The sequence below is a fragment of the Streptococcus sp. HMSC073A12 genome (genome assembly GCF_001812815.1).
Taxonomy (GTDB): Bacteria; Bacillota; Bacilli; order Lactobacillales; family Streptococcaceae; genus Streptococcus; species Streptococcus vaginalis.
This window is the reverse complement of the sequence record NZ_KV810537.1, coordinates 30675-57504: the sequence shown is the minus strand read 5'-3', so window position 1 is coordinate 57504 and position 26830 is coordinate 30675. Positions and strand designations below refer to the sequence as shown.

19 protein-coding genes, 4 pseudogenes and 1 riboswitch are annotated in these 26830 nt (G+C 40.4%); of the genes and pseudogenes, 17 read left to right on the top strand and 6 right to left on the bottom strand.

Features of this window, described 5'->3' with window-relative positions; translation table 11 throughout:
• Positions 1-711 precede the first annotated feature (711 nt).
• Entirely contained in the window at positions 712-1926 is a 1215-nt protein-coding gene (sstT, locus tag HMPREF2876_RS05265) for a serine/threonine transporter SstT (protein ID WP_101749808.1), read from the bottom strand.
• A 155-nt stretch (positions 1927-2081) separates the two neighbouring features.
• Between sstT and HMPREF2876_RS05260 the strand changes: the two genes are divergently transcribed.
• Positions 2082-2939, top strand: coding sequence for a mechanosensitive ion channel family protein (locus tag HMPREF2876_RS05260; protein ID WP_024052463.1), 858 nt, complete (start codon positions 2082-2084; stop codon positions 2937-2939).
• 17 nt (positions 2940-2956) lie between these two features.
• Entirely contained in the window at positions 2957-3544 is a 588-nt protein-coding gene (locus HMPREF2876_RS05255; RefSeq protein ID WP_024052462.1) for a DUF4352 domain-containing protein, read from the top strand.
• A 71-nt stretch (positions 3545-3615) separates the two neighbouring features.
• On the opposite strand, the gene gdhA is transcribed toward HMPREF2876_RS05255, so the two are convergent.
• Positions 3616-4962 (bottom strand): NADP-specific glutamate dehydrogenase, encoded by a 1347-nt coding sequence (gene gdhA / locus HMPREF2876_RS05250; RefSeq protein ID WP_070242075.1) that lies wholly within the window; start codon positions 4960-4962, stop codon positions 3616-3618.
• 337 nt (positions 4963-5299) lie between these two features.
• Between gdhA and HMPREF2876_RS05245 the strand changes: the two genes are divergently transcribed.
• From HMPREF2876_RS05245 to HMPREF2876_RS05235, 3 genes are all read left to right on the top strand, one after another.
• Entirely contained in the window at positions 5300-6235 is a 936-nt protein-coding gene (locus HMPREF2876_RS05245) for a dihydroorotate oxidase (RefSeq protein ID WP_070584433.1), read from the top strand.
• 116 nt (positions 6236-6351) lie between these two features.
• A complete protein-coding gene (gene msrB, locus HMPREF2876_RS05240; protein WP_024052459.1) occupies positions 6352-7287 on the top strand; it encodes a peptide-methionine (R)-S-oxide reductase MsrB in 936 nt (311 codons plus the stop codon).
• A gap of 227 nt (positions 7288-7514) precedes the next feature.
• Positions 7515-7617, top strand: a riboswitch (purine riboswitch).
• A gap of 123 nt (positions 7618-7740) precedes the next feature.
• Positions 7741-9006, top strand: coding sequence for a TRZ/ATZ family protein (locus tag HMPREF2876_RS05235; RefSeq protein ID WP_024052458.1), 1266 nt, complete (start codon positions 7741-7743; stop codon positions 9004-9006).
• A 186-nt stretch (positions 9007-9192) separates the two neighbouring features.
• On the opposite strand, the gene HMPREF2876_RS05230 is transcribed toward HMPREF2876_RS05235, so the two are convergent.
• On the bottom strand, positions 9193-10371 hold the full coding sequence (locus tag HMPREF2876_RS05230) for an ROK family transcriptional regulator (protein WP_024052457.1): 1179 nt from the start codon (positions 10369-10371) through the stop codon (positions 9193-9195).
• A 172-nt stretch (positions 10372-10543) separates the two neighbouring features.
• Here HMPREF2876_RS05230 and HMPREF2876_RS05225 point away from each other — a divergent pair, with 172 nt between their 5' ends.
• The 6 genes from HMPREF2876_RS05225 to HMPREF2876_RS05200 all read left to right on the top strand — a co-directional run bounded on the left by HMPREF2876_RS05225 (position 10544) and on the right by HMPREF2876_RS05200 (position 17073).
• Positions 10544-11809 carry a PTS sugar transporter subunit IIC gene (locus HMPREF2876_RS05225; RefSeq protein WP_024052456.1) on the top strand — a complete coding sequence of 422 codons (1266 nt, stop codon included), beginning with the start codon at positions 10544-10546 and terminating at the stop codon, positions 11807-11809.
• Between the two features lie 12 nt (positions 11810-11821).
• Complete coding sequence (locus HMPREF2876_RS05220) at positions 11822-12718, top strand: DUF7916 family protein (RefSeq protein ID WP_024052455.1); 897 nt, start codon at positions 11822-11824, stop codon at positions 12716-12718.
• A gap of 38 nt (positions 12719-12756) precedes the next feature.
• Positions 12757-13077 carry a PTS sugar transporter subunit IIB gene (locus tag HMPREF2876_RS05215; protein WP_021002125.1) on the top strand — a complete coding sequence of 107 codons (321 nt, stop codon included), beginning with the start codon at positions 12757-12759 and terminating at the stop codon, positions 13075-13077.
• A gap of 9 nt (positions 13078-13086) precedes the next feature.
• Complete coding sequence (locus HMPREF2876_RS05210) at positions 13087-13410, top strand: PTS sugar transporter subunit IIA (RefSeq protein ID WP_003070913.1); 324 nt, start codon at positions 13087-13089, stop codon at positions 13408-13410.
• A gap of 319 nt (positions 13411-13729) precedes the next feature.
• Positions 13730-15652 (top strand): beta-glucoside-specific PTS transporter subunit IIABC, encoded by a 1923-nt coding sequence (locus HMPREF2876_RS05205; protein ID WP_070584430.1) that lies wholly within the window; start codon positions 13730-13732, stop codon positions 15650-15652.
• Between the two features lie 155 nt (positions 15653-15807).
• Positions 15808-17073, top strand: a complete 1266-nt coding sequence (locus HMPREF2876_RS05200) for a CapA family protein (protein ID WP_070584428.1) — start codon at positions 15808-15810, stop codon at positions 17071-17073.
• A gap of 79 nt (positions 17074-17152) precedes the next feature.
• Here the strand turns inward: HMPREF2876_RS05200 and HMPREF2876_RS05195 are convergent, their stop codons facing one another.
• Positions 17153-17662: an HXXEE domain-containing protein gene (locus HMPREF2876_RS05195; protein ID WP_024052452.1), complete on the bottom strand. Its 510-nt coding sequence runs from the start codon at positions 17660-17662 to the stop codon at positions 17153-17155.
• A gap of 14 nt (positions 17663-17676) precedes the next feature.
• Positions 17677-18546 (bottom strand): AraC family transcriptional regulator, encoded by an 870-nt coding sequence (locus HMPREF2876_RS05190; protein ID WP_024052451.1) that lies wholly within the window; start codon positions 18544-18546, stop codon positions 17677-17679.
• A 111-nt stretch (positions 18547-18657) separates the two neighbouring features.
• Here HMPREF2876_RS05190 and HMPREF2876_RS05185 point away from each other — a divergent pair, with 111 nt between their 5' ends.
• Together HMPREF2876_RS05185 and HMPREF2876_RS05180 are read left to right on the top strand one after the other, a co-directional pair.
• Positions 18658-20097, top strand: coding sequence for a glycoside hydrolase family 1 protein (locus HMPREF2876_RS05185; protein WP_024052450.1), 1440 nt, complete (start codon positions 18658-18660; stop codon positions 20095-20097).
• Positions 20087-20296, top strand: a pseudogene (locus HMPREF2876_RS05180) (VOC family protein); the annotation flags it as partial. The gene HMPREF2876_RS05185 and the pseudogene HMPREF2876_RS05180, both read left to right, overlap by 11 nt.
• A 289-nt stretch (positions 20297-20585) precedes the next feature.
• Here HMPREF2876_RS05180 and HMPREF2876_RS05175 read toward each other — a convergent pair.
• Positions 20586-21731: a cobalamin-independent methionine synthase II family protein gene (locus HMPREF2876_RS05175; RefSeq protein WP_024052449.1), complete on the bottom strand. Its 1146-nt coding sequence runs from the start codon at positions 21729-21731 to the stop codon at positions 20586-20588.
• 354 nt (positions 21732-22085) lie between these two features.
• On the opposite strand from HMPREF2876_RS05175, the pseudogene HMPREF2876_RS05170 reads away from it, so the two are divergent.
• From HMPREF2876_RS05170 to HMPREF2876_RS05155, 4 genes and pseudogenes are all read left to right on the top strand, one after another.
• A pseudogene (locus HMPREF2876_RS05170) lies at positions 22086-22715 on the top strand (HAD-IIB family hydrolase); the annotation flags it as partial.
• 1 nt (position 22716) lies between these two features.
• Positions 22717-23850, top strand: a pseudogene (locus HMPREF2876_RS05165) (thiamine pyrophosphate-binding protein); the annotation flags it as partial.
• A 255-nt stretch (positions 23851-24105) separates the two neighbouring features.
• Positions 24106-24958 (top strand): annotated as a pseudogene (locus tag HMPREF2876_RS05160) (alpha-hydroxy-acid oxidizing protein).
• Between the two features lie 254 nt (positions 24959-25212).
• Complete coding sequence (locus tag HMPREF2876_RS05155) at positions 25213-26652, top strand: 6-phospho-beta-glucosidase (protein WP_024052444.1); 1440 nt, start codon at positions 25213-25215, stop codon at positions 26650-26652.
• The last annotated feature ends 178 nt before the right edge of the window (positions 26653-26830 follow it).

Sequence of the window (26830 nt, the reverse complement as noted above, 5' to 3'; positions counted from 1 at the left end):
AGAATTCTGCTTTGTTCGCTTTTCGCATTTAATTTTAAAATTGAAGGGGTTAATAATTAAGATTTTTAAAAATTGAAGTCTTTTTGTCCCAAACTCTTTCTCTTTTCAAGATTAGAAGAGTACTTTTGACGAAAATTCGTTTTCATCAGTCACTACCTTTTTGCTAATAGATCAATACACTAATCGGTGCTATAATGAGAATGAAGAAAGATTGTTTCAATCAGAAAGGGCGATTAAATAATGGGAACATTTGGAATAGTAGCTGTATTCGCCATTGTTGTACTCTTACTCATTTGTATCTATCTTCTTTTCAAAGTTATCTTCAAAAAATAAAGTTAGAAGTTAAGTAGGAAATAATTACAAACGAGACAATTTCATTTCGTCCGCGCGGTTGATAAGGCAAACTGATTGTCGTTCACTCCGTCCGCCCGGCAGACGAAGCAAACAAAAAGTAGTTGAGGTCATCCGCCGCGCTGACGGAAAAAGGAGAAGTCATTGAAACAGTCGCTTTAAGTGACAAGTAAAAAAGGAAAGAAGGAATTTATGAAGCAAGAAAAGCTCATTGGATTTAAAATTAGTAACCTTCCTTTCCGTGTTCAATAACAGCCGCAAGCACTATGCGGATATCCTTGCCCGTCGCAAGGGCAAAGAGCCTAAAGCAGAATTGGGTTAATTAAAAAATGAGGTTGGGACTTTTCCAACCTCATTGTATTACGCTTTTTTCCTTTTTCCCCAAATACTTTTTTCTGCAACTGCAGTAAAGAGGGCATCCGTTGAGGAATTGAGCGCCGTTTCACAGGAATCTTGGATAACTCCAATGATGAATCCTACCCCAACGACTTGCATGGCAACATCATTTGAAATACCGAAGAGACTACAAGCAACAGGAATGAGCAAAAGAGAGCCACCTGCCACCCCGGAAGCGCCACAAGCAGAGATAGCGGCGACAATACTGAGGATTAATGCTGTCGCAAAGTCGATCGAAATGCTTAATGTATTGACTGCAGCAAGGGTGAGCACATTGATGGTAATAGCTGCTCCAGCCATGTTAATAGTGGCACCAAGAGGGATAGAAACGGAATAAGTATCTTTGTTGAGTCCTAGTTCTTCACAAAGTTTCATGTTGACAGGAATATTAGCAGCTGAACTACGTGTGAAGAAAGCTGTCACACCACTGACTTTTAAACACCGCAAAACAAGTGGGTAGGGATTTTTTCTCATCAGAACAAAGGCAATGAAAGGGTTGACGACCAGAGCTACAAAAAGCATGATAGCGATTAAAACTGCTAATAAGCTGCCATAGTTAGCCAACACCGCCAACCCTTTGTCAGAAATCGTCTTAAAGACCAAACCAAGAATCCCAAAAGGAGCCAGATTGATAATCCATTCAACGACCTTAGAGGTTACACTTGCCATAGTTTGCAAAAGCTCTTTACTGCTTTTGCTGGCTTCACGCATGGCAAGTCCAAATACCACCGCCCAAGATAATATTCCAATATAGTTTGCGGTGATGAGAGCATTGACTGGATTGTCCACTACTTTGAGCAATAAATTACTGAGGACTCGCCCAATCCCATCTGGTGGTGTAATCTTGGTCTTTGACGCTGTGAGTGTGATGTGTAAAGGAAAAAGGTAGTTAGCTAGCACTGCGACTAAAGCTGCTGAGAATGTTCCCAAAAGATACAAGATAATGATAGTTTTCATGTTGGTTTCTTGTCCTTTTCGATGTTGTGATAGAGCATTGGTCACCAAAGCAAAAACCAACAGTGGAGCAATGCCCTTTAAGCCACCAACAAATATATCTCCCAATAAGCCAATTGCTGACAGCTTAGGACAGGTCAAGCCGAGGACAGCCCCTAATGCAATCCCGATAGCAATACGCTTAATCAAACTAGATTTTTTCCAAGCCAAAACTATTCTTTTCATATCATATAATCCCTTCATGATCATAATGTCTCCCATTATAGTATAAATATTCTGAAAAATCAATCTGTTTTAGATAGAATACACTGGGGGAGTTCGCATTCCCCTGATTCAATTAGGCTCAGATATGGTATAATAGAAATAAGTAGGAGGTAGCTATGCTATTTGCGAACAAGAATGTATTCTCTCGTTATTTTGAAAAACTCAACTGGTCTCATTTGGTAGATGATGTCTTTAGCAAGCTCGTTTCACTTTTGCTCTTGCTAGCTCTCTTTTACCTCGCTAAAAAGCTGGTACATGTACTCGTAAGAAAGATTATCTCACCCTCTTTGAAACTCTCCAGTCAAGACGAAGGGCGGCAAAAGACCCTCACTCGTTTGATTGAAAATTTGCTGAATTACACCCTTTACTTTCTCTTGATTTATTGGATATTAGCGATTTTAGGTTTGCCGGTGTCTAGTTTACTAGCAGGAGCTGGGATTGCTGGGGTGGCAATCGGGATGGGAGCGCAAGGCTTCTTGTCTGATTTAGTCAATGGTTTCTTTATTTTGTTGGAGCGGCAGTTGGATGTCGGAGACAGCGTTCGTCTGACTAATGGATCGATTAAAATTGCAGGAACAGTTGTGAGTGTCGGAATTCGGACGACACAAGTGCGCGATGCAGATGGCGCTTTGCATTACGTTCCTAATCGCAACATTACCGTCGTCAGCAATTTCTCACGCGGTAATATGCGAGCGCTCATTGATATTCCATTATACGCTCAGACGGATTTGGAGAAGGTCACTCGGATTATCCAGCAGGTCAATCAAGAATATGCGGGCAATCAAGTAGAAATTTTGCAGGAACCGACGATTTTAGGTCCGCAAGTTAGCGAAAATGGTCAATTTTATTTTCGTATTAGTATCACCGTCCAAAGTGGTAGCCAAAGCATCGTTTACCATCAATTTTACAGGCTGTATCATGACGCTTTATTAAAGGAAGGAATTGATTTGCCAACGATTTATGCACCAGCGTAAGCAGAAAGGAGATTATTATGGAAGAACAAGTACCGCATGAAATAAAAACCCCTGCCGGTCACGTCTATCGCTTGAAACAGCCCCTGTATAAGCAGCCTTTGTTTTGGACGACCATCATTAGCTGTGTCATGCTTGTATTCATGACCCTCGTGGTGGCTGGTTTAAGTATTTTTAACTTTGCCGTTCTAGGGCATGGTGCTCGAACTGCAGTTTATCAAGATAGTTATAAACATCACCGTCTGGGAGACAGCGTGCGTTTTGAAAATGGAATAAAAATCACTGTTCAATACATTCATGTGGACTCCAAAGAGCGGATGAAAGGGCAAGCAACAGGAGCAACGATTACCGCCAAAGTCATTATCGAAAATACCTCTAGCGAATCTCTCCCTCTCAATGTCTATGACTTTGATTTACAAGACGAAATGGGAGAATCCTATGTCTTGGATGACGCTACTTTTGACACTGCCAACATAAAAGAGGAGCTTGCGGTGGGCGAAAAGGTGGAATGGAAGCTGATGTATGACGGTGAGGACGGCTCGCAGCAGCCCTATACTCTCGCTTATGACAATGTCAGGTGGGGAGAAGCCAAAAGCGTGAAGTTTTAGAAATTTTCAGCAGAAGAACAGTAAAAGACTGTGGACGAATCTGTCCACAGCCTTTTATCATGCATGTTCGTTTAAACAATCCCTTGAGCAATCATAGCATTGGCGACATTTTCAAAAGCAGCGATGTTTGCTCCTGCTAGATAGTCTTTGCCAAGATTGTAGTTTTCAGCAGTTGTTTTAGCAGTGTTGAAGATGTTGGTCATAATGTCTTTCAGACGAGTGTCTACTTCTTCACGCGTCCATGAGAGACGGAGACTATTTTGGCTCATTTCGAGTGCAGATACAGCAACTCCACCAGCATTGGCGGCTTTAGCAGGACCATAAAGGAGATTATGTTCTTTGTAAACAGCAATGGCGTCAAGATTACTTGGCATGTTAGCACCTTCTGATACACAGAATACGCCTTGCGCTACCAAGCGTTTCGCTGCTTCACCATCGATTTCATTTTGAGTGGCACATGGCAGGGCAATGTCGAATGTACCGTCGTAAGTCCAGACAGAGCCTTCGTGATAAGTAGCACTTGCTCTTTCAGCAGCGTATTCTGTCAGACGAGCACGACGTTTTACTTTCACATCTACCAGAAGATCAAAGTCAATTCCGTCCTTGTCAATGATATAGCCATTTGAATCAGACACAGAAATGACTTTGGCACCGAGGGCAGTTGCTTTTTGCACAGCATATTGAGCTACATTTCCAGCACCGGATACGACAACGGTCTTTCCGTCAAAACTTTCACCGTTTGCTTTGAGCATTTCTTGCGTATAGTAAACAAGACCGTAACCAGTTGCTTCTGGACGGATTAGAGAACCTCCAAATCCAAGTGGTTTACCAGTCAAGACACCAGCATCAAATTGGCGTAGGCGTTTATACTGACCGTAAAGATAGCCAATCTCGCGTCCGCCAACCCCAATATCACCAGCAGGAACGTCAAGAGAAGGACCGATGTATTTTTGCAATTCTGTCATGAAGCTTTGGCAGAAACGCATCACTTCAGCATCTGTCTTGCCTTTCGGATCAAAGTCAGACCCACCTTTACCACCACCGATTGGCAGTCCAGTCAAAACATTTTTAAAGATTTGTTCAAATCCGAGAAATTTCAAAATCCCTTGATTAACCGTTGGGTGGAAACGAAGACCGCCCTTATATGGTCCAACTGAGGAATTAAATTGCACGCGGTAACCGCGATTGACTTGAACTTTGCCGTCGCGATCAACCCAAGGAACACGGAAACTAATCACACGTTCTGGCTCGGTAATGCGTGCCAGAATGTTTTCTTCAATGTATTCAGGATGTTTTTCAAAAACGGGTTCAAGCGTGTTTAAAAATTCTTCCACCGCTTGCAGAAATTCTGCTTCGTGAGCATTGCGAGCTTTCACCAATTCAAAAGTGTTTTGGATATATTCTTTAGCAGTTGTCATAGACTTCTCCTTAAATAAGATACGAGGACGAGTAAAAATCGTACAAAATAGGAGGCTGACGCCGTGTTCGATGAACACAAGGGAGCCTATCTTTTTTGCTAGACTTTCGTCCGAGTTCAGTGTATGTTATATTTTGTTACGTGTGTCATTATAGCAGAAAATTTTTGTGCTGTAAAGAAAAAGTTGAATTTTCTGAAAATTCCGACATAACATTTACAACAAAATCCTGCTCAGCAAAAATTCATTTGCTTATCCCGAACATTTTTTCCTTCTATTCCGTTAAAAGAGTCAGATTTTTGCTTTTAATGGTACAATAGAAAAATGAAAGGAGTATTTCATGTCATCAACTCAAACACAAATCGCTGGTTTTTCTTTTGACAACTGCCTGATGAATGCGGCTGGAGTGGCCTGCATGACGATTGAAGAGTTAGAAGAAGTTAAAGACTCAGCTGCGGGAACCTTTGTCACCAAAACAGCTACTTTGCAAGCGCGAGCAGGAAATCCCGAACCGCGCTACCAAGATGTGCCGCTTGGCTCGATCAATTCAATGGGGCTGCCCAATCATGGACTGGACTATTATTTGAATTACTTGTTAGAATTACAACAGACAGAACCAAACCGAACCTTCTTTTTGTCGCTGGTAGGTCTGTCGCTAGAAGAAACCCATGCTCTTTTGAAAAAGGTGCAAGCTAGTGATTTTAAAGGCTTAACCGAGCTCAATCTATCTTGTCCCAATGTTCCCGGCAAACCACAAATCGCTTATGATTTTGAGACGACGGAAAAGATCTTGAGTGAAGTGTTTGCCTATTTCACCAAGCCACTAGGCATTAAATTGCCACCATATTTTGATATGGCACATTTTGATCAAGCGACAGCTATTTTTAACAAATTTCCTCTTTCTTTTGTCAACTGTGTCAATTCAATTGGTAACGGGCTGTATATTAACGATGAAACAGTTGTCATTCGTCCGAAAAAAGGCTTTGGTGGTATTGGTGGTGAATACATCAAACCAACTGCACTTGCTAATGTTCATGCTTTTTATCAACGACTTAATCCTTCGATTCAAATCATCGGTACGGGCGGTGTATTGACAGGGCGGGACGCTTTTGAGCACATTCTTTGTGGAGCCAGTATGGTGCAAGTTGGAACAATGCTGCATAAAGAAGGTGTAGGGGCTTTTGAGCGCATTACAAATGAGCTGAAAGCGATTATGGAAGAAAAAGGCTATGAAAGCATAGAAGATTTTCGTGGGGAATTGCACTATCTGGACTAACCACAAGTGGTATTTGGCAGTTCATTGCCACATCATTCTCAAGAAAGTTCTAATCAAATCCTTATAACATTTTAGGAATTTGTGAGAAAATAAGAACAAAGAAATGAGGTATTTTTATGGCTGAAATTTATCTAGCAGGTGGCTGCTTTTGGGGTTTGGAAGAATATTTTTCCCGTATTACAGGTGTGACTGATACGACTGTCGGCTATGCCAATGGGCAGGTGGAATCTACCAATTACCAGTTGATTCATCAGACCGACCATGCTGAAACCGTTCATGTGACTTATGATGAAAATTTGGTTAGCTTGCGAGAAATTCTGCTCTATTATTTTCGGGTGATTAATCCGCTGTCCATCAATAAGCAAGGAAATGATGTCGGACGTCAGTACCGCACAGGGATTTATTATACAAAAGATATTGATGTATCAGTCATTAACGAAGTCGTGAAAGAGCAAAAGCGTCAATTCGGTCAGAAGATTGCGGTGGAAGTAGAACCGCTGCGCCATTATGTATTGGCAGAGGATTATCATCAAGATTACCTCAAGAAAAATCCTGGTGGTTATTGCCATATCAATGTTAATGACGCCTATCAGCCTTTAGTGGATCCGGGACAGTATGAGAAACCGAGTGAAAATGCTTTAAAGGAAAACTTGTCCGAGGAAGCCTATCAGGTCACTCAACATGCCGCAACCGAACGACCATTTCATAACGAATATTTTGCAACGTTTGAAGAAGGCATTTATGTGGATGTGACGACGGGAGAACCGCTTTTCTTTGCCAGTGATAAGTTTGATGCTGGTTGTGGCTGGCCGAGTTTTACAAGACCGATTGCCAAAGATGTGATCAAGTATTATCAAGATAAAAGTCACGGTATGGAGCGGATTGAGGTGCGGTCGCGTTCAGGAAATGCACACTTAGGTCATGTTTTCACAGATGGTCCACAGGATCAAGGTGGACTTCGCTACTGTATCAATTCTGCGGCATTGCGCTTTATTAAAAAAGAAGACATGGAAGCTGCAGGATATGGCTATTTACTTTCCTATATGAAGTAAAGTCGGTAGAATAAACAAGAAACGAAGTTAGACAATCCTAGTTGCTTCGCAATCACCTCTATAAGCGCAGGGCTGGACAATAATCGCCAGTTTGAAAACTGATTATGTACGAAACAAACGTTGTAGTGATTGATTGCTCAAAGTATTGCAGATAGGATTTGCGGAGTAAATTTCAATGTTTTTCCTATTTTTTAAAGCTTGCTATTTAGGGCAGATTTTGCTACAATAACTAAAAAATTCAATGAAAACATATAATCTCCATAATAAGGTTGGAGAGTTTCTACCGTCTTACCGTAAATAAGCGTGGCTTTGTCCTTAGTTATGTTGGCAGATACAAATAGAGCATAGGGTAATGTGAAATGATTGTCCCACACGATTTTTGTTTTTGCGATTGCTACGCTGACGAATGCGCAGTAATTGAATGCCTTGTGACTCTTATTTAAAGGAGAAGCGATGAAAGCATTTAAACAGGTGAATTTGGTGACATGTGACGCAGATTTTCATGTCTATCGAAATGGGCTGCTAGTGGTAAACGAGGACAAGATTGTTTATTGTGGGAATGAGGACGCCACTTGGGAAGCGCGGGCAGATGAGACAGTAGATTGTGAGGGAGCCTGGCTTATGCCTGGTCTAGTCAATTGCCATACCCACTCTGCTATGACCACCCTTCGTGGCATTCGAGATGACAGCAATCTCCATGAATGGCTAGAAGATTATATCTGGCCGGCAGAAAGCGAGTTTACACCAGAGGTCACAACAAAAGCTGTCAAGCTGGCGCTTACAGAAATGCTTCAGACTGGGACGACGACCTTTAATGATATGTACAATCCCAACGGTGTTGAAATTGGGCAGATTCATGAAGTGGTGGAACGCTCTAAAATGCGTTGTTATTTTTCACCGACTTTGTTTAGCTCCGATATGGAGACGACGGAAGAAACCTTAGCGCGTACTCGGACTATTATTGAGGAAATTCTGTCCTACAACGATGATCGCTTTAAAGTAATGGTAGCACCACATGCGCCATATAGTTGCAGTAAGGATTTGCTAAAAGGAAGCTTGGAGCTGGCGCGTGAATTACAACTGAAATTGCATATCCACGTGGCAGAAACACAAGCAGAAAATGGCATAATTTTAGAGCGCTATGGAAAACGCCCACTTGCTTTCTTGAAAGAATTAGGCTATCTGGAACATGAGGGGATTTTTGCCCACGGTGTGGAATTAAATGAGCGAGAAATTGAAGAACTAACAGCCTCTAAGATTCATATCGCCCACAATCCCATCAGCAATCTCAAATTAGCATCTGGCATCGCTCCCGTAACAGACTTGATTCAAGCTGGCGTGACAGTCGGACTTGCAACGGGCTCGGTCGCTTCCAATAATAATTTGGATATGTTTGAAGAAAGTCGTACTGCTGCTCTTTTACAAAAAATGCGCACAGGTGGCGCCACTCAATTTACCATTGAGCAGGCTTTGAAAACAATGACAATTGAAGGTGCCAAAGCGCTCGGCATGGATGATCAAATCGGCAGTCTAGAAGTTGGCAAACAAGCAGATTTTTTAATCATTCAGCCAAAAGGTAAAGTACATTTGTATCCAGAAGAAAAGATGCTTTCCCATCTCATCTATGCTGTCAAGGGAAATGATGTTAAAGATGTCTATATAGCAGGTGAGCAAGTTGTAAAAGACGGACAAGTCCTGACGATGGATGTAGTTATGTAAAAATGAAAGTTCTAAAGGAATCTTTGAAGAACCTCTTTGACACAATAGAGGTTCTTTCTTTATAAATATTTCAGACAAATTAGTAAGTCCATCTTGTATTGTATAGTAAAAATTAGAGGTTCGTAACAATTGTTCTAACCTCTAATTTTTGTAATAAGTATAACAAGCTTATGAGCCATAATGAAGCTAAATGGATAAAAACTCCTTTTGCAGACAAAGCGCAACACCAGCTGTTGCACCAGTGAAGTCATTGTAAGGCTCGATAATGAGTTCAGGCAAGTCTTTGAAGAGTAGTTTTGGTTGTTGTGAGATTTCTTGATAGAAAGCTGCAATGACTTTGTCATCAGTCAAGATGGGACTGTGCAGATAAATTTTCTTTGCATCAATCATCATGCTAAGGTTTAGCAGGGATTGTGCCAAATACTTAAATGCCAAATGAAGGAGATTGAGAATAGCTTGGTCTCCTAAGTTATATGCTGTGAGGATAGTTTGAATCGTGATCTCTTCTTTATCTGTGACAAGTGATTTTAAATGTGTCAACTCCGCAGTTTCAAAGATGATTTTTGCTTTTTTTATCAGCCAGCTTTCACTAGCATAAGTCTGCAAACAGCCTCTGCGTCCACAACCACAGACTTCTCCGTCAGGACAAACGACGGTATGACCAATTTCGCCGATGACAATATTGCTTTTGCCGTAGATTTTGCCATTGTACATATAAGAGCAGTGCATACCCCGTGCAAAATGAAAATAGATAAAATTCTCATCCAGTTGGTAAGCAGAAAAAAGGCGTTTTGCTAGTGCCATGCAATTGACATTATTAGAAAAGTAAATTGGAAAAGAAAACTCGTTTTTAATCTTCGCTAGATCAAATTGTTTCCATGTTTGATTGTTTGTTGTAATCAAATCATTGTGCAAATAGCGTCCAGGGATAGCTACTCCCACGGCTTGAATTGTATAGGAATTGTTCCGAAAAATAAATTGTTCAAGTAAATGACAAAATAAATCAGCGTCTTCTGCTAGAATTTTTTCCGAGGTGACGGTTGCTTTATCTTTATCAATCACATTTCCTGTATTATCACTCAACACAAAAGAAAAGTATTTTTCAGACAGTTCACAACCGATGAAATAAGAGTACTGTTTTTTTATACCCAAGAGGATTTTCTTTCGCCCGACTTTTGTGTGTTCTTCATCTTCCCCCAGCTCATACAGCAGTTTTTCTTGGATCAAACTTCCTGTAATCGCACTAACTGTAGCAGGAGTAATGCCCGTCTCTTTTGAAATATCAATGCGAGAAATTGGCCCCTTGGCGTAAATTTTATCTAAAATAATTGTTCGTAATTCAGCTTGTTTTTTCGTTTGATTCATTATCTACCATCCTTCCCTGCATCTATTATATATTGATTATAAAAAATTATCAAATATAAGTGAAAGCGCTTGACTTTTTGGGATAATTGTTTTAAAATATAATTAAAAAGCGAGATAAAGTTGATTTTGTCTGCTATTTAATAATATATTATAATCAAAGGAGATTGTAAAGATGGACAAATTTTTACAAGCAAAACTAATGCCTATTGCTATTAAGTTGGGGAACAATAAAGGCTTAGTAGCAATTCGAGACGGCATTACGCTTGCGGTACCATTACTGTTGATTGGTTCTTTGTTTATGGTCATTGCTAGTTTTCCTGTTCCAGGATGGGAAGCTTATTTGACAAAAATTGGGGTTTCTGCCTATCTATGGAAAGGCGTGGATAGTAGTTTTGGTCTGATTGGTTTGGTAGCCAGTTTTGGAATTGCCTACTATATGAGCCGTCAATACAAAGTGGATGGGATTCCTTCTGGGATTATCTCGCTTGCTGCCTTTATCACAGTGACACCATTTCTTGCTACTAAAACAGGAAATGGTGTTCCCACAGCATTTTTAGCTTCACAAGGCCTTTTTGTAGCAATCATTCTTGGTTTGGTAAATGGTTATATCTATCAATGGTTCATCAATCATAATGTCCAAATTAAAATGCCTGATGGTGTTCCACCGGCAGTTTCAAAAAGTTTCAGCGCCATTATTCCAGGTGCAGTGATTATCACAGGCTGGTTGTTGGTTTATGCCCTTTTAGCCAGTTTAAAACTACCAAATTTGCATGCGGTAGCTCAAACTGTTTTAGGAAAACCGCTAGGCCTACTAGGTAATAATTTATTTGGTTTGATGATTCTAGTTGCTTTAAATAGTTCATTCTGGTTTGTTGGACTTCACGGAGGAAATGTCGTCAATGCAGTTATGAAACCATTATGGCTTTCGAACCTCGATGCCAATAAAGTTGCTTATCAAGCAGGAGAAAAATTGCCGCATATTTTTACCAGTGTCTTTATGGATAACTTTGTCTTTATTGGTGGCGGAGGTGCTACCATTGGACTTGTATTGGCACTTGGTTATTTAGCGAAAAAGAAAAAATCAAGCAAACAAATCAAAGCACTGGCACCTATTACGGTAGTTCCAGGCTTGTTCAATATCAATGAGCCAACCATGTTTGGTGTGCCAATTGTCTTAAATATCTTGCTTCTGTTTCCATTCATTTTGGCACCGATTGCGAATCTCATCGTTGCGTGGTCATCCATGGCGAGTGGTCTGGTACCGTTAACATATACTGACCCAGGTTGGACAACTCCTCCGATTATTAGTGGCTTGCTGGCAACGGGAAGTTTTAAAGCGTCTATTTTACAAGCTGTTCTTATTGTGATGGATATTTTAATCTATATCCCATTTGTGATTGCTATTGAAAAACGCTTTAAAGCAGAAGAAAATCAGTAGGGAGATGAGAGTATGAAACGACTCATTAGTGCAAACCCTTCGGAAATTCTAAGCATGACTGCCCAAGAGCTTAAGCAAAGCATTCAAGCGAGTGAAGGGCGGGTTGTCTTATCTGAAAATGTGGTCATTCGTGAAACCTTTATCGGAGATATCACCAATGCTGAAATTGCAAGAGCTTTCGGCGCAGATATGATTTTACTGAATTGTTTAGATGTTTTTCAGCCAGAAATATTTGGTTTGGATTGTGAAAAAGAGAAAATTGTTCACGAATTGCATCGTTTGGTAGGCGCTCCAATCGGTGTGAATTTGGAGCCTATTGATCTACAAGCGGATATGTTGGAAGAAGTGCAAGTGATTGCTGCCGGTCGGCAAGCTAGTCAGGCTTCTTTTGAACAAATTGAAAAATTAGGTTTTGATTTTGTTTGTTTGACAGGTAATCCAGGAACAGGAGTTAGCAATAAAGAAATTATTGATGCAGTAAAATTAGCTAAGCAGCATTTTTCAGGTTTGATTATAGCTGGGAAAATGCACGGTGCAGGGGTATCTGAGCCGGTTGCAGACATTCAGATAGCTGAACAATTATTAGAAGCTGGTGCAGATGTGATTTTGGTGCCAGCGGTTGGTACAGTTCCTGCTTTTAGTGATGAAGAAATGAGAGCTGTCGTAGATCTAGTACATAGCAAAAGAGGTTTAGTCTTAAGCGCTATTGGCACTAGCCAAGAGACGTCAGATATTGAAACAATTAAACAAATCGCACTTCGTAATAAAATTTGTGGTGTTGATATTCAACATATTGGGGATGCAGGCTATGGTGGTTTGGCAGTAGTGGATAATATTTATGCACTGAGCAATACTATTCGTGGCATTCGACATACTGTGTCACGTTTAGCAAGATCCGTTAATCGGTAGAAAGGATCGTTGACTTTAATGAATAGAAAGGAACAATTATGACTAAAGTTACCATTATGTTGGCATGTGCTGCGGGTATGAGTACCAGCTTGCTTGTGACAAAAATGCAAGCTGCAGCCGATGAAAAAGGATTAGATGCAGAAATTTTTGCAGTTCCAGCACCAGAAGTAGATGATATCCTTTCTGAGAAGAAAGTAGATGTTTTGTTATTAGGTCCACAGGTGCGCTATCTTTTAGATCAATTCACAGAAAAGTTAGCTCAAAAGAATATCCCAGTTGGAGTTATCCCAATGGTGGATTATGGCATGATGAACGGTCCACAGGTGCTAGCGTTAGCTGAGGAACTGATCGGAGGCTAGAAGATTGATATGGAAAATTCAAATTTAGAAAGTATCATGTCCCTCATTATGTATGGTGGCGAGGCGAAGAGCAATGCTTTTGAAGCGATTCAAAAAGCTAAGAACGGTCTCTTTGAAGAAGCACATGAAAAGTTAAAAGCAGCAGATGAGGCATTAGTTTTAGCACACAAGTCACAGACAGTGATGCTGACACAAGAAGCTCAAGGTGAAAAAATTGAGCTCAGTCTTTTGATGGTGCATGCTCAAGATCACTTGATGACGAGCTTAACGTTTATTGATTTAGCAAAAGAAGTTGTTGCAGTGTATGAACGACTAAATCAAATGGTTAAATAATCTAATAACATTCTCTTTAAGAACTTTGATAGGTTGAACGACTTGTCAAAGTTTTTTTAAATAATTAACAGACGATTATTTTATTTATCACCTGATAATTATTTAAAAAAGTTTTAGAAACCGCTTGCAATAAAATAAATTTGTGCTATACTTAATTTACGGATTGTTACTGGTCATGCAGGCAAAACCTAGACAAATACGAGATATAAGGTAGGAAAGCTACTTTCTATTTGGTATGTGTTTAGGTTTTTTTGTTACCGTTGTTCTATATTTATATGTGCAACAACACAGCTGACCTAAAAAATAAAGGAGGTCCATTATGGCAAAAGATTATACTGACTTAGCTCAGGATATTGTTGCTCACGTTGGTGGTAAGGAAAATATTACCAAGTTAGTGCACTGTGTGACGCGTTTGCGTTTTTCTCTGAAAGATGAGAGCAAGGCAGATACGGAATACTTGAAAAATAGAGACGGTATTGTAACGGTTGTAAAAGCTGGTGGACAATACCAAGTGGTGATTGGGAACCACGTGCCAGATGTGTATGCGGCGGTCATTAAGGAAGCAGGTATTTCTGGTGAGGATAGTATTGATGTGGATGAAGGAGATGTTCCGCAAGGCAATCTCTTTGACCGATTTATCGCCTTGATCTCAGGACTTTTCCAACCAATGCTGGGAGCTCTTTCTGCAGCTGGTATGATCAAAGGTGTAGTTGCCATTATGGCAGTTTGTGGCGTTAAGACGACTGACGGAGCTTATGTCATCTTAAATGCCGCTGGTGATGGATTCTTCCAATTCTTACCATTGATTCTGGCTTTGACTGCTGCTAAGCGGTTTAAAATGGAAAAATTCACAGCGCTTGCGATTGGCTTTGCCTTGGTTTATCCCAATATCGCAGCTAGCTTTACAGGTGCCAAACCACTCTATACGCTATTTGCAGGAACTTTTATTGAGTCAAAAATCTACGCAACTTTCTTAGGTTTGCCGATTATCTTCCCTGCTTCTAGTTATCTATCAACTGTATTGCCAATCATTCTAGCAATTTGTGTCGGCTCAAAAATTGAAAAATTCTTTAAACAAATCATTCCAGATGTTGTCAAAGTCTTTATTGTTCCATTCTTTGTAATTTTAATTACTGTACCGTTATCATTTCTTGTCATTGGACCAGTCATGACATGGGCTTCTGATATAGTCGGTGCTATTTTCACAGGTATTTATAGCTTCAGCCCAATTATTTATGGAATTATTCTGGGTGCTTTGTGGCAAGTGCTGGTTATGTTCGGTCTCCACTGGGGATTGGTGCCGCTTGCAATTTTGGAATTACAAAAAGGACCAGGTGTCATTCTTGTAGCTTCTATTGCTATTTGCTTTGCGCAAGCAGGAGCATTGCTCAATATCTTCTTGCGTACAAAAGAAGAAAAAGTCAAACAATTGGCTATTCCAGCCTTTATCTCAGCTTTGTTTGGGGTAACAGAACCAGCCATTTACGGGATTACCTTGCCAATGCGAACACCATTTATTATGACTTGTATTGCCGGTGCGGTTCAAGGGGCTTATCTCGCTTTCTTTAATGCCAAAATGCAAGTAATGGGTGGAATGGGGCTCTTTGCGATTCCGTCTTTCATTGATCCAAAAGATTCACTATTGCTCATTCACTTCCTTGTAGCAATTGCAATCAGTTTTGTTCTTGGATTTGTATTGACCCAATTTACAAAGATTCCAACTCTCTATGGTGGAGCACAAGAAGTCGCTGCTGAAGAAATCAGTCTGCCAGTTGAAGAGATTGCTCCTGAGCAAGTCATCACAGCTCCGCTTAGCGGGAAAGTGGTCGCACTCGAAGATACGCCTGATGCTGTTTTTGCAAGTGGTGCAATGGGTCAAGGTATAGCAATTGAGCCTAGCGTTGGCGAAGTTGTCGCTCCTGCTGACGGTGTGATTCGTCTGCTTTTCCCAACCAACCATGCGATTGGCTTAGCGACTGATGATGGCGCTGAAATCTTGATTCACGTGGGCATGGATACAGTCGCTCTTGAAGGAGAAGGCTTTATGGCACATGTTACTCAAGGCTCAAAGGTCAAGGCGGGTCAATTATTGCTAAGCTTTGATATAGATGCTATCAAAAAAGCAGGTTATCTTGTTACAACTCCAATCATTGTGACCAATATAGCTGATTATAAGACAGTTGAAACATTAGCTGACGGCGATGTGAAACTAGGCGATGATTTGCTGAAAGTAAGTGAATAATCTAAGAAAAGGACAAGCAAAACTTGTAGAGTTCTAAACAGTTGGTCGAAAAAATCAACTAGAGCTACAAGCATGCTTCGTCCTTTTTATTATTTATCATTTCCTGCGTCATGTTCGCTTCTTTATGCTACAATGTAGATAGAGGAGAATAGAACATGAAAAGATCAGAACGGGAAATACAGTCAGCAACTAATTGGCAGTTTATTTTAGGCTTGCTTTGCGTAGTGTTTTTAGTAGCAAGTGGGATTTTATTAGCTGAGAAAATAAACGATAGCGTTAAGATTAAGGCAAAGTCGACAAAAACAGGTGTTGTACAAAAGAAAAAAATGTCTTCTACCCCAAATGGTGTACAGACGGCTCGTATCATGGCAAATGGAGATCTGCTATATCATGATCTTCTATATATGAGCGCCTTACAGTCAGATGGGACGTATGATTTCACAGAAAATTATCAATATGTCAAACCTTGGCTGAAAAATGCGGACTTGGTATTAGGAGATTTCGAGGGGACTATCCGACCAAATTATCCTTTGGCGGGTTACCCACTGTTCAATGCGCCAGAGTCGGTGGTGTCAGCTATCAAAGATGCTGGTTATCAAGTTGTGGATTTGGCACACAATCACATTTTGGATTCCCAATTGGAAGGTGTTTTTTCAACAGCAAAAGCATTTGAGCAGCACGGAATTACACCGATTGGGGTTTATACACATAAAAACAGGGATAAAGCCTCGCTTGTGATTAAAAAAGTGAATGGGATTAAAATTGCGCTCTTAGCTTATTCCTATGGGTTTAACGGCTTGGAGGAAAATATCTCTCATGCAGACTACAATCATCATTTGTCGGATTTAAATGAAGAAAAGATGAAAAAAGAAATTAAGCAAGCCGAAAAAGAAGCTGATATAACCGTTGTCATGCCCCAGATGGGGGTTGAATATCAATTGGAACCGACACAGGAGCAAAAAAATCTTTATCATAAGATGATTGAGTGGGGAGCAGATATTATTTTCGGCGGACATCCGCATGTCGTTGAGCCGTCAGAAGTCGTCACACAAAATGGACAAAAGAAATTCATTATCTATTCTATGGGTAATTTCATCTCCAATCAGCGAATTGAGACGATGGACGGTGTGGAAAATAAGAAATGGACAGAACGCGGCGTGCTCATGGACGTGACGGTTGAAAAATCAAAGAAAGGGACGATTATCAAGGAGGTACAGGCACATCCGAGTTGGGTGAGTCGTGTGGCGAAAGGGACGTATTCACCGGAAGGCTATCCTCTCTACACCTACCAGACCTATATTTTAGAAGATTTCATTGAAGGTGGAAAATACCGTAATCAATTAGACCAAGCTACCAAAGAACGAATTGATACGGCTTATCAGGAAATGAATGAGCATGTAAATTTGAAATGGGATAAATAGTTAAGATTAAAATAAAAAGCGCTTAAATGAGTCTTGCTGTAGACAACGTTTAAGCGTTTTTGAATATTTTAAAGTGGTTCTAGCTCATCAACTTGGAAAACTGTTTACCTAACCAGAGTGCAAAAAAGAGATTGCTGATAATGATGAGAACGCCAATGAGACTGAAAACAAGAAGTTCAATTGTGTTGATATGAAGTAAAGTGGTGGTTTTCCAAATGATAATACTGCTAACTGGTAAGCATAGGATAGAGGTCGCAAGAGCTGGGATATAGCGCCTAAGCCAGATAGCTTGCAGGATATGAGTCACCAAATGAAGAGCAAAAGCCACAAATCCTCCCAGCCAGATGAGATAAAGTAGGCGGGTGTGGTAAAAAAGAGCAAAGAAAGAAATGAGGGATACCACGACAAATTCCTCTGCCACGGCTAGTGCGAAACCTTCTGTGGATAAGCTTTTGTGGGTATTTAAAATGAAGACAGCTTTTTTCTCCAGTAGTTTTTCATTCCGCTCTATCCATGGCATGAAGCCGATGATTTCTTCTAAATCATGAAAAATGAATAGCAGCGGAAACAACCAGATAGTATCTTTCATTGAATGCCTCCTTGTTATTTTTTCCGATATTGACTAGGAGTTATTTGGTAATACTTTTTAAACTGACGATTGAAGTTGGAGAGATTGTTAAAGCCAGACTGTGTAGCAATTTCTAGGACGGGCAAGGTAGAGTGTTGCAAGAGTTCAGCCGCTTTTCGCAAGCGAAATTGAATCACGTATTCCATGCAAGATACCCCAAGATGTTTCTTAAAGAAATTCATGAAATGGGTATCGCTGTAACCACAAATTTGAGCAAGCTGATCAATCGTGAGTTCCTCTTGATAATGACTACCGATATAGTCAATGATGGTACGGATTTTTTCTTCCTTGCGATAGCCTTCTAAGGATTGCTCTTTTGAAATCACATAGCCATTTTCAAATAAGAGAAAAAAGAGTTGGTTGAGCTGGGCTTTGAGCTGAAATTCAAAATACTCTGTACGATAATAGCCTGTTTTCATGGCATCAAGTAGACACTGCCGAATGTCTGCATAGGCTGGCTGATTGGGCTTGATGACACGAACAAAATCCAGCTGACCATTATAAAGCGGCTGCAAATATTCAATACTAGCTTGATCCATCGCAGAATAGCCCATTAAGTCTAAATGAAAGTTGATTGCATCCATATAGTGGCGACGATTTTCAATCGGGTGAATGGAGTGAAGAGCATTGGGACGAATGAGGATAATATCACCTGCTTCACTATTAAAGTAATCATAATCAATGTGAAACTGCGCAGTTCCCTCATGAACATAAACCAGTTCAACATCCGTATGCCAATGAAAGAGAATGTCCGGCTGACCGTTTTTTGTAATGGTTCGTGTGAGAGAATAAGGAGTGCCTTGAGTTTTGTAAACGATATCTTTGTGTAATGTTCTCAGATCCATAAGTGTTGCCTCTTTCGTAGAATAATACCAATTTATAAGAGAATTGTGTTAGAAAATACTCTTGTCTAAGATTATAATATAATTAAGTAAAAAATAAAAGAGGTAAAAGTCATGAGTAAATTTCCAGCAGATTTTCTTTGGGGCGGTGCAACAGCTGCCAATCAATACGAAGGAGCTTACAATGTGGACGGGAAAGGTCTTTCAGTTCAAGATGTGACACCAAAAGGCGGCATGCCAGCTAAAGCAGGTGATCTCAATCCTTTGATTACAGATGAGCCAACACTAGACAATCTTAAATTAGAAGGGATTGACTTTTATCATCGTTACAAAGAAGACATTGCCCTTTTTGCAGAAATGGGCTTCAAGGTCTATCGTACTTCCATTGCATGGTCACGGATTTTCCCAAATGGTGATGAAACGGAGCCAAATGAAGCAGGTCTAAAGTTTTATGATGATCTCTTTGATGAATTGGCAAAATATGGTATTGAGCCTTTAGTGACTTTGTCGCACTATGAAACACCGCTACACTTGGCACGCAAGTACAATGGTTGGGCAAATCGTGATTTGATTGGTTTTTATGAGCGCTATGTTCGCACTGTCTTTACTCGCTACAAAGACAAGGTGAAATATTGGTTGACCTTTAATGAAATCAACTCCGTTCTTCATGCGCCATTTATGAGCGGAGGGATTGCAACACCCGTAGAAGAATTGTCCAAGCAAGATCTTTATCAAGCAGTTCATCACGAACTAGTGGCATCAGCTCTTGCAACGAAGATTGGGCATGAAATCAATCCAAACTTTAAGATTGGTTGTATGGTACTGGCCATGCCGGCTTATCCGATGACGCCAAAACCAGAGGACGTACTGGCTGCCCGTGAGTTTGAAAATCAAAACTATCTCTTTTCAGATATTCATGTGCGTGGAAAATACCCAGCATATATGAACCGTTTCTTCAAGGAAAATGGAATTGAGATTCAATTTGCGCCGGGTGATAAGAAATTGATGGCAGAACATACCGTGGACTTCATCTCCTTCTCTTATTATATGAGTGTGGTTCAAGCTCATGATCCAGAAAGTTATTCTTCTGGTCGTGGAAATGTTCTAGGTGGTCTGCAAAACCCTTATCTAACTGCTTCAGAATGGGGGTGGCAAGTTGACCCAATCGGTCTGCGTCTGGTCCTCAATGCTTTCTATGACCGCTACCAATTGCCGCTCTTTATCGTAGAAAATGGTCTCGGTGCTAAAGATGTCTTGGTGGATGGCCCTAATGGTCCAACTGTTGAAGATGATTATCGTATTGATTATCTTAAACAACATTTGCAACAGGTCGGCGAAGCGATTGAAGATGGTGTTGAGCTCTGGGGCTATACCACTTGGGGCTGTATTGACCTCGTGTCTGCTTCAACAGCTCAGATGAGCAAGCGTTACGGATTTATCTATGTTGACCGCAACGACGATGGAACAGGGTCTTTGGATCGCTACAAGAAAAAATCATTTGATTGGTATAAAGAAGTTATTGCAACGAACGGAGAAAAACTCTATGAAGATTGAACATACAGCCCTTTATGTTCGAGATTTAGAAGGGGCTAAACGCTTCTTTGAAACGTATTTTGAGGCAAAAAGTAACCAGCTTTACTATAATCAGAAAACAGGTTTTCAATCTTACTTCCTCAGCTTTGACGAAGGAGCAAGATTGGAAATCATGACCCGAAAGGAAGGTTTAGCGGATAACAACCAACCACTGCATTTTGCAAGCTAAACGATAAAATACATGAGGCTGGGAACTTTTGTCCCAACCTCCTTTTTCGTGTTAAACAAATGAACTGAAAGTTGTAACATAGATATCAGGAGGAAAATGTCCAAGTGCCGCTCTCTGTTGTTTTTACCTTAAAAATTTGCCAAATAGAGAAATCATTTTGATTTTACTTTTTTTCAGTCGTATTTATTTTTGAAAGTTAAAAAGACAAACCTCAAAAAGAAGTTTGTCTAGCGTTTTATAAGGATTTACTAAACAGTCATAAGATGTCGTCACGTACAACTTAATCCCAAAACTTTTTAGCGATTTCTTGACCTTGTTTGATTTTGGCCCATTGTTGTGGAATAGCTAGTTCATTGCCTGAATCGCAGGAAGCAAAACCGCATTGATGTGACAGCAGGAGACGATCCTTAGGAAGGATAGTGCTGGCTTGTTCTAATAAACGAAGTACACGTTCTTCATCATCTAGATCAGTTGTCTTACTAGAAAGAAGTCCAAGAACAACTTCGGCATCTTTATCTTTAAGAGAAGCAAGAGCCTTCAAATCACCAGATACATCACTGTCCCATTCTAAGAAAAAGCGGTCATAGTGTTGATCACGTAAGAATTTTTCCGCAATGGCTTCATAAGTTCCGCCTGATGCCGAACGGCTTTCATAATTTCCGCGGCAGTTGTGTGTCCAAACTTTCAGTCCTAATTGATGTCCATAATCAGCCACTTCGTTATTGATTGCAATGAATTCATCAGCTAAATCAGCCAGCGCAGCATTGCCATCGGCAAAAAATGAAGCAGGATTTGATTCGTCAAAAAGTTCCCAGAGGCAGTCGTCAAACTGGATAATTTCACCGCCAGCTTCTTTATATTCTGTCAAGAATTCTTTGTAAGCCTTGATGAGACTGGCCTTTAATTCTTCATTTGTTTTGTAAACTTGATCATCGCCAGCTAGCCCATCAAAGATAGCCAGTTCTGTGTAAGCATGAGCAGGACCCCAAATGGTTAATTTGGTTTGCGTATTACCAGCTTCTTCCTTGAGCAATTTGTAAATGTCTAAGAAATGATGATTCTTCCCTGAAAGAGGTTCAGTGATACGGATACCAATGTCTTTGCGGGTCTCGTACTGTCCGCCATCATGGTCTTGGAAAGTGTAACCATGGTCAGCAATGTAGCGCTCAATGCCTTTAAGACCCCAAACAAAGTCTAAGTGCCACATTGATTTCGAGTATTCGCCGTCTGTCAGAATATCAATATCGTTTGCCTTTTCATCAGCAATCACTTTTTTTATCGCTGCTGTCTCTGTTTCAAGATAGCCGGGAAAACTGTCGTAAAATGGATAGTGAATATCATCACGATGTTCGATTTTATTTTTGTAGGCAAGGAGATTGGCTGGGCGAAGAAGAGAGCCAACAAGTTGAAATTTTGATTGTGTCATGTCAAAAGCCTCTTTCTAAATTTCTTACTTTTTATTGTACACAAGCTAAGCACTTTTGAAAAATAGTTAATTTAGAGGAAGGGATATAGCTTAAAACTATATCTAAAACGACCAATCCTTGCTTGAATACAATTGTTTCTTTTTCACCCCTCTTTTTGATAAAATAGAAGAAAAAGGTTTATTTACTATTTTTTAAATGTGCTATAATCCTTTTGAAATAGGATGTAAATGTAGCCAATCCTGTACTGTATTATCCGAGCAAAATTACAGAAATAGCAAAAGGATAGTTGTCATCATGAAATAAATGAACGACGAGATTTGAATTTGAAATGGATGATTGTTAGAGGTGATAACATGACAATTAAGATGGTTGTGACCGATATGGACGGCACGCTCTTAGATGAAAAAGGGGAATTCGATCGAAGTCGGTTGAAAAATATATTGGATGAGCTGGACAAGCGGGAGATTCGGTTTGTGGTGGCAACGGGCAACGAAATTCACCGAATGCACTTGTTATTTGGTGATTTGTTGGAGCGCGTGACCTTGATTGTTGCAAATGGTGCGCGGATTTTTGATAAAAACGAGGTACTGCTGGGGACATGTTGGTCTCAAGACCTAGTGGCACAGGTCTTGTCTTACTTTGAAGGGAGAGAACGTGATGTGCACCTCGTTGTCACAGCTGAAAATGGCGCTTTTGTCAAAACGGGAACGATTTTCCCTATGATTGAAAAAGTCATGACAGCAGAAATGGCGCAAGAATTTTACCGAAAGATAAACTTTGTCGAAACATTACGTCCAGACGATTTTCCGCAAGTTCTGAAAATGAGTATGGTGGTAAACGAGCAAGTAGCAGTTCAGGCTACTCGACAGCTCAATCAGGATTTTGCAGACACATTAAATGCAGTCACAAGCGGCTATGGAGCGATTGACATTTTGCAAAAAGGAATCCATAAAGCTTGGGGGGTAGAGCAATTGATGCAAAAAATTGATAGAACTGTCTCAAAAATTGTAAATTCCGATTGCTGTAGCGGGTCTGGCTAAGGGCAAAATTCCAGATGACTTTGAAGCCAACTTAGGAACATTGAATCGTGCCGCCTCTAAGGTTGGTGATGAAGCTTTTGCGGCAGCTGATCTGGTGATTGCTCTTGGGACAAACTTCCCATTTGCCAACTTAGTTTATCGTTCTCATGATTTTAAGTTTGTTTCTATTGATATTGATGCTGCTAATTTTGGTCGTCATCACTACTTGGATTTAGGAATTTTATCAGATTCTGGAAGTTTTCTGAAAAAAGCCTTGGAACGTAGTGAAGCAGTCGCTCCACAACCATTTTATCAAGCAAGTGTGGCAGCTATGAAAGATTGGAAAGCTTATCTGGAACGTTTAATGCAAAAAGCAGACGGACCACTAGAGTTTGAGCAAGTTTATCGCGAAATCAACCACATTTCAGATGCCAATGCTGTCTATGGTATTGATGTTGGGGACAATATTATCAATAGCTTCCGCTTCTTAAACTTTACATCAGAGAAGAAATGGACAATTTCAGCTCTCTTTGCTACGATGGGGTATGGCTTACCAGCTTCTATCGCAGGTCAATTTGGTTTTCCAAATCGTCAAGTTTTCAATATTGCTGGAGATGGTGCGTTTTCAATGGTCATGCAAGATCTGACGACCCAAGTCAAATACCAGTTGCCAATTATCAATATTATCACTTCTAATAATTCACTCAACTTTATCAAGTCTGAACAGGAAGATTTGGTCATGAACTTTTCAGGCGTAGATCTCTACGAAGTAGATTTTGCGAAAGTCGCAGAAGGAATGGGAGTAGAGGGAATAACAGTTAAAACTTTAGAGGAATTGCCAGCTGCATTTGACCGCGCACTTGAAGTTTCAAAATCTGGAAAGCCTGTTTTGATTGATGCTAAAATCACAGACAAATGTGGTATCCCTGTGGAAGAGTTGGAATTGGATATTGTTGATGGTGACTTTGTAGAAAAAATTTCTACTGGTTATCAAGAAACACATGGTCAAATGAGTCCAGAAGAATTCTTTGCGGCTTATGATGGGCAAGAGCTGCGACCTATTACAGCTTATTTCAAAGAATATGGTGTCAAGCCATAACGTGATCCACAGCTTATCTTAATTTACCACTGTCTATAGTAGTTAGAGCGGGAGGGCATCCCTCTCTAACTCTACTATAAATTGTAGAAGCTGTTTCACTTTATTAAATTGGTATAAATTTTATACAAATTCTTATTATTCTGATCTGTTAGATAGACTGATTGAATTTTTTGTTTCGAAAAAATGAAAGCGTTTGCTTCTCGAAAGTTCAATCTGACTTTCTCTGCAGATATGCATTAGATAGGAGGAAACATTATGTCTTACCAAACTAGTAGTGCTGAAGGTCCAGTTGATTTCATTAACACTTATGATTTAGAGCCCATGGCTCAGAAGGTCATTCCCAAAGCTGCATTTGGCTATATTGCAAGTGGAGCCGAAGATACTTTTACTCTGCGGGAAAATATTCGTGCCTTTAACCATAAGCTAATCGTACCTCATACGCTTCGCAATGTGGAAAATCCAAGTACAGAGATTGAATTTGACGGAGATAAACTATCGTCTCCAATTATTCTAGCTCCGGTAGCGGATCATAAGCTGGCGAATGTACAAGGAGAAGTGGCTTCCTGATGGTGCAGGCAAGACAATGGACTTCGTTTACAAATCAGCTAAGCAAAAATTATCCCCTCGTGATGTGGAATTTATCGGGTCTTACTCAGACCTTCCTGTCTATGTCAAGGGTCCACAATGTCGTGAAGATGTAGAGCGCTCGCTTGATGCCGGTGCTTCTGGTATTTGGGTGACCAACCACGGTGGACGGAAAATTGACGGCGGTCCGACAGCATTTGATTCATTGCAAGAAGTGGCTGAAACAGTTGATAAACGTGTACCAATTGTTTTTGATTCAGGTGTCCGTCGTGGTCAGCATATCTTTAAGGCACTCGCTTCTGGGGCAGATTTAGTGGCCATTGGACGACCTGTGATTTATGGTCTAGCTCTTGGTGGTAGTGTTGGTGTCCGCCAAGTCTTTGAGCATATCAATGATGAATTAAAAACAGTGATGCAATTATCTGGTACTCAAACGATTGAAGAAGTAAAACACTTCAAACTTCGTCATAATCCTTATAATCCAACTTTCCCAATAGACCCACGGGATTTGAAATTGTACTAAAATGGATAAATTATCATCCAACTCTCTTTGGCGTTTCAAAGGGAGTTTTGTTATGCTAAGCGATAGAGAAATGAAGTCAGATATCCGATTTTAATAAAAATGTTCAGTTCTAAATGACAAAAGTTAGCAAAAGTCATTAATGCACTTGGAAAATAGAATAGTATCACTATTTGACAGTTTTTTATAAGAAAATTTCTTATTTGTTTGTTATAATATAAAATGTAGAAAACGTTTTATATTATAAGGAGGAAAAAATGACAGAAAAATTGACTTTTCCAGATGGATTTTTATGGGGCGGAGCGACCGCTGCCAACCAATGTGAAGGGGCCTATGATGTTGATGGTAGAGGCCTTGCAAATGTCGATGTGGTGCCGATTGGTGCGGATCGTTTCCCGATTATTGCTGGTAAGAAAAAGATGTTTGACTTTGAGGAAGGCTATTTCTATCCGGCAAAAGAGTCCATTGATATGTATCATCATTTTAAAGAAGATATTGCGCTTTTTGGCGAAATGGGCTTTAAGACTTATCGACTCTCTATCGCATGGTCTCGGATTTTTCCAAAAGGAGATGAGCTGGAGCCCAATGAAGCAGGCTTGAAATTTTACGAAGACCTCTTTAAGGAATGCCACAAGTATGGCATTGAGCCCTTGGTGACTATCACCCACTTTGACTGTCCTATGCACTTGATTGAGGAATACGGGGGCTGGCGCAGCCGCAAAATGCTGGAATTTTACGAGCGCCTCTGCCGCACTCTTTTTACCCGCTACAAGGGGCTAGTCAAATACTGGCTGACTTTCAATGAAATCAACATGATTCTCCATGCGCCTTTTATGGGAGCAGGACTTTACTTTGAAGAAGGGGAAAATGAAGAGCAGGTCAAATACCAAGCAGCTCATCATGAATTGGTGGCCTCAGCTATTGCGACCAAGTTGGCTCATGAGATTGATCCTGAAAACAAGGTTGGCTGCATGCTGGCAGCTGGTCAGTATTATCCAAATACAGCCAATCCGGCAGATTACTGGGCAGCTTTGCAGGAAGATCGGGAAAGCTATTTCTTCATCGATGTCCAATCCAGAGGAGAATATCCAAACTATGCCAAGAAGAAATGGGAGCGTTTGGGTATTGAGGTTGAAATGACAAAAGAAGACCTAGACTTGCTCAAGACCTATACGGTGGATTTTATTTCCTTCTCTTATTATTCTAGCCGTGTGGCTTCTGGTGATCCAAAGGTCAATGAAAAAACTGCCGGAAATATCTTTGCCTCGCTTAAGAATCCTTACCTAAAATCTTCTGAGTGGGGCTGGCAGATTGATCCGCTGGGCTTGCGAATTACCCTTAACGTCATCTGGGATCGCTATCAAAAGCCGATGTTTATCGTGGAAAACGGGCTGGGAGCAGTTGATACGCCAGATGAAAATGGCTATGTCGAAGATGACTACCGTATTGACTATCTAGCAGCCCATATCAAGGCTATGCGCGATGCGATTAATGTAGACGGTGTAGAACTTCTAGGATACACCACTTGGGGCTGTATTGACCTCGTTTCCGCTGGAACCGGTGAGATGAAAAAACGCTATGGCTTCATCTATGTAGACCGGGATAACGATGGGAAGGGCACACTTAAACGTTCCAAGAAAAAATCGTTCAATTGGTATAAGGAAGTCATTGCGACTAACGGGGCAAGTGTGAAATAGAGCAATTGGGGCGTGAGACAAAATTTAAAATCATTTTAATCGGCTCTCTTATTTCAAGAATTCGGTGAGAGTGGGGCAGAAATCAGTAGCTTCGTAGAAACTTGATTTCGTCATCCCACTCTCTTTTTTTGCTTTCCGTTGACTTCCGTCTTTTTCCTTGTTACACTATGGATAAGAG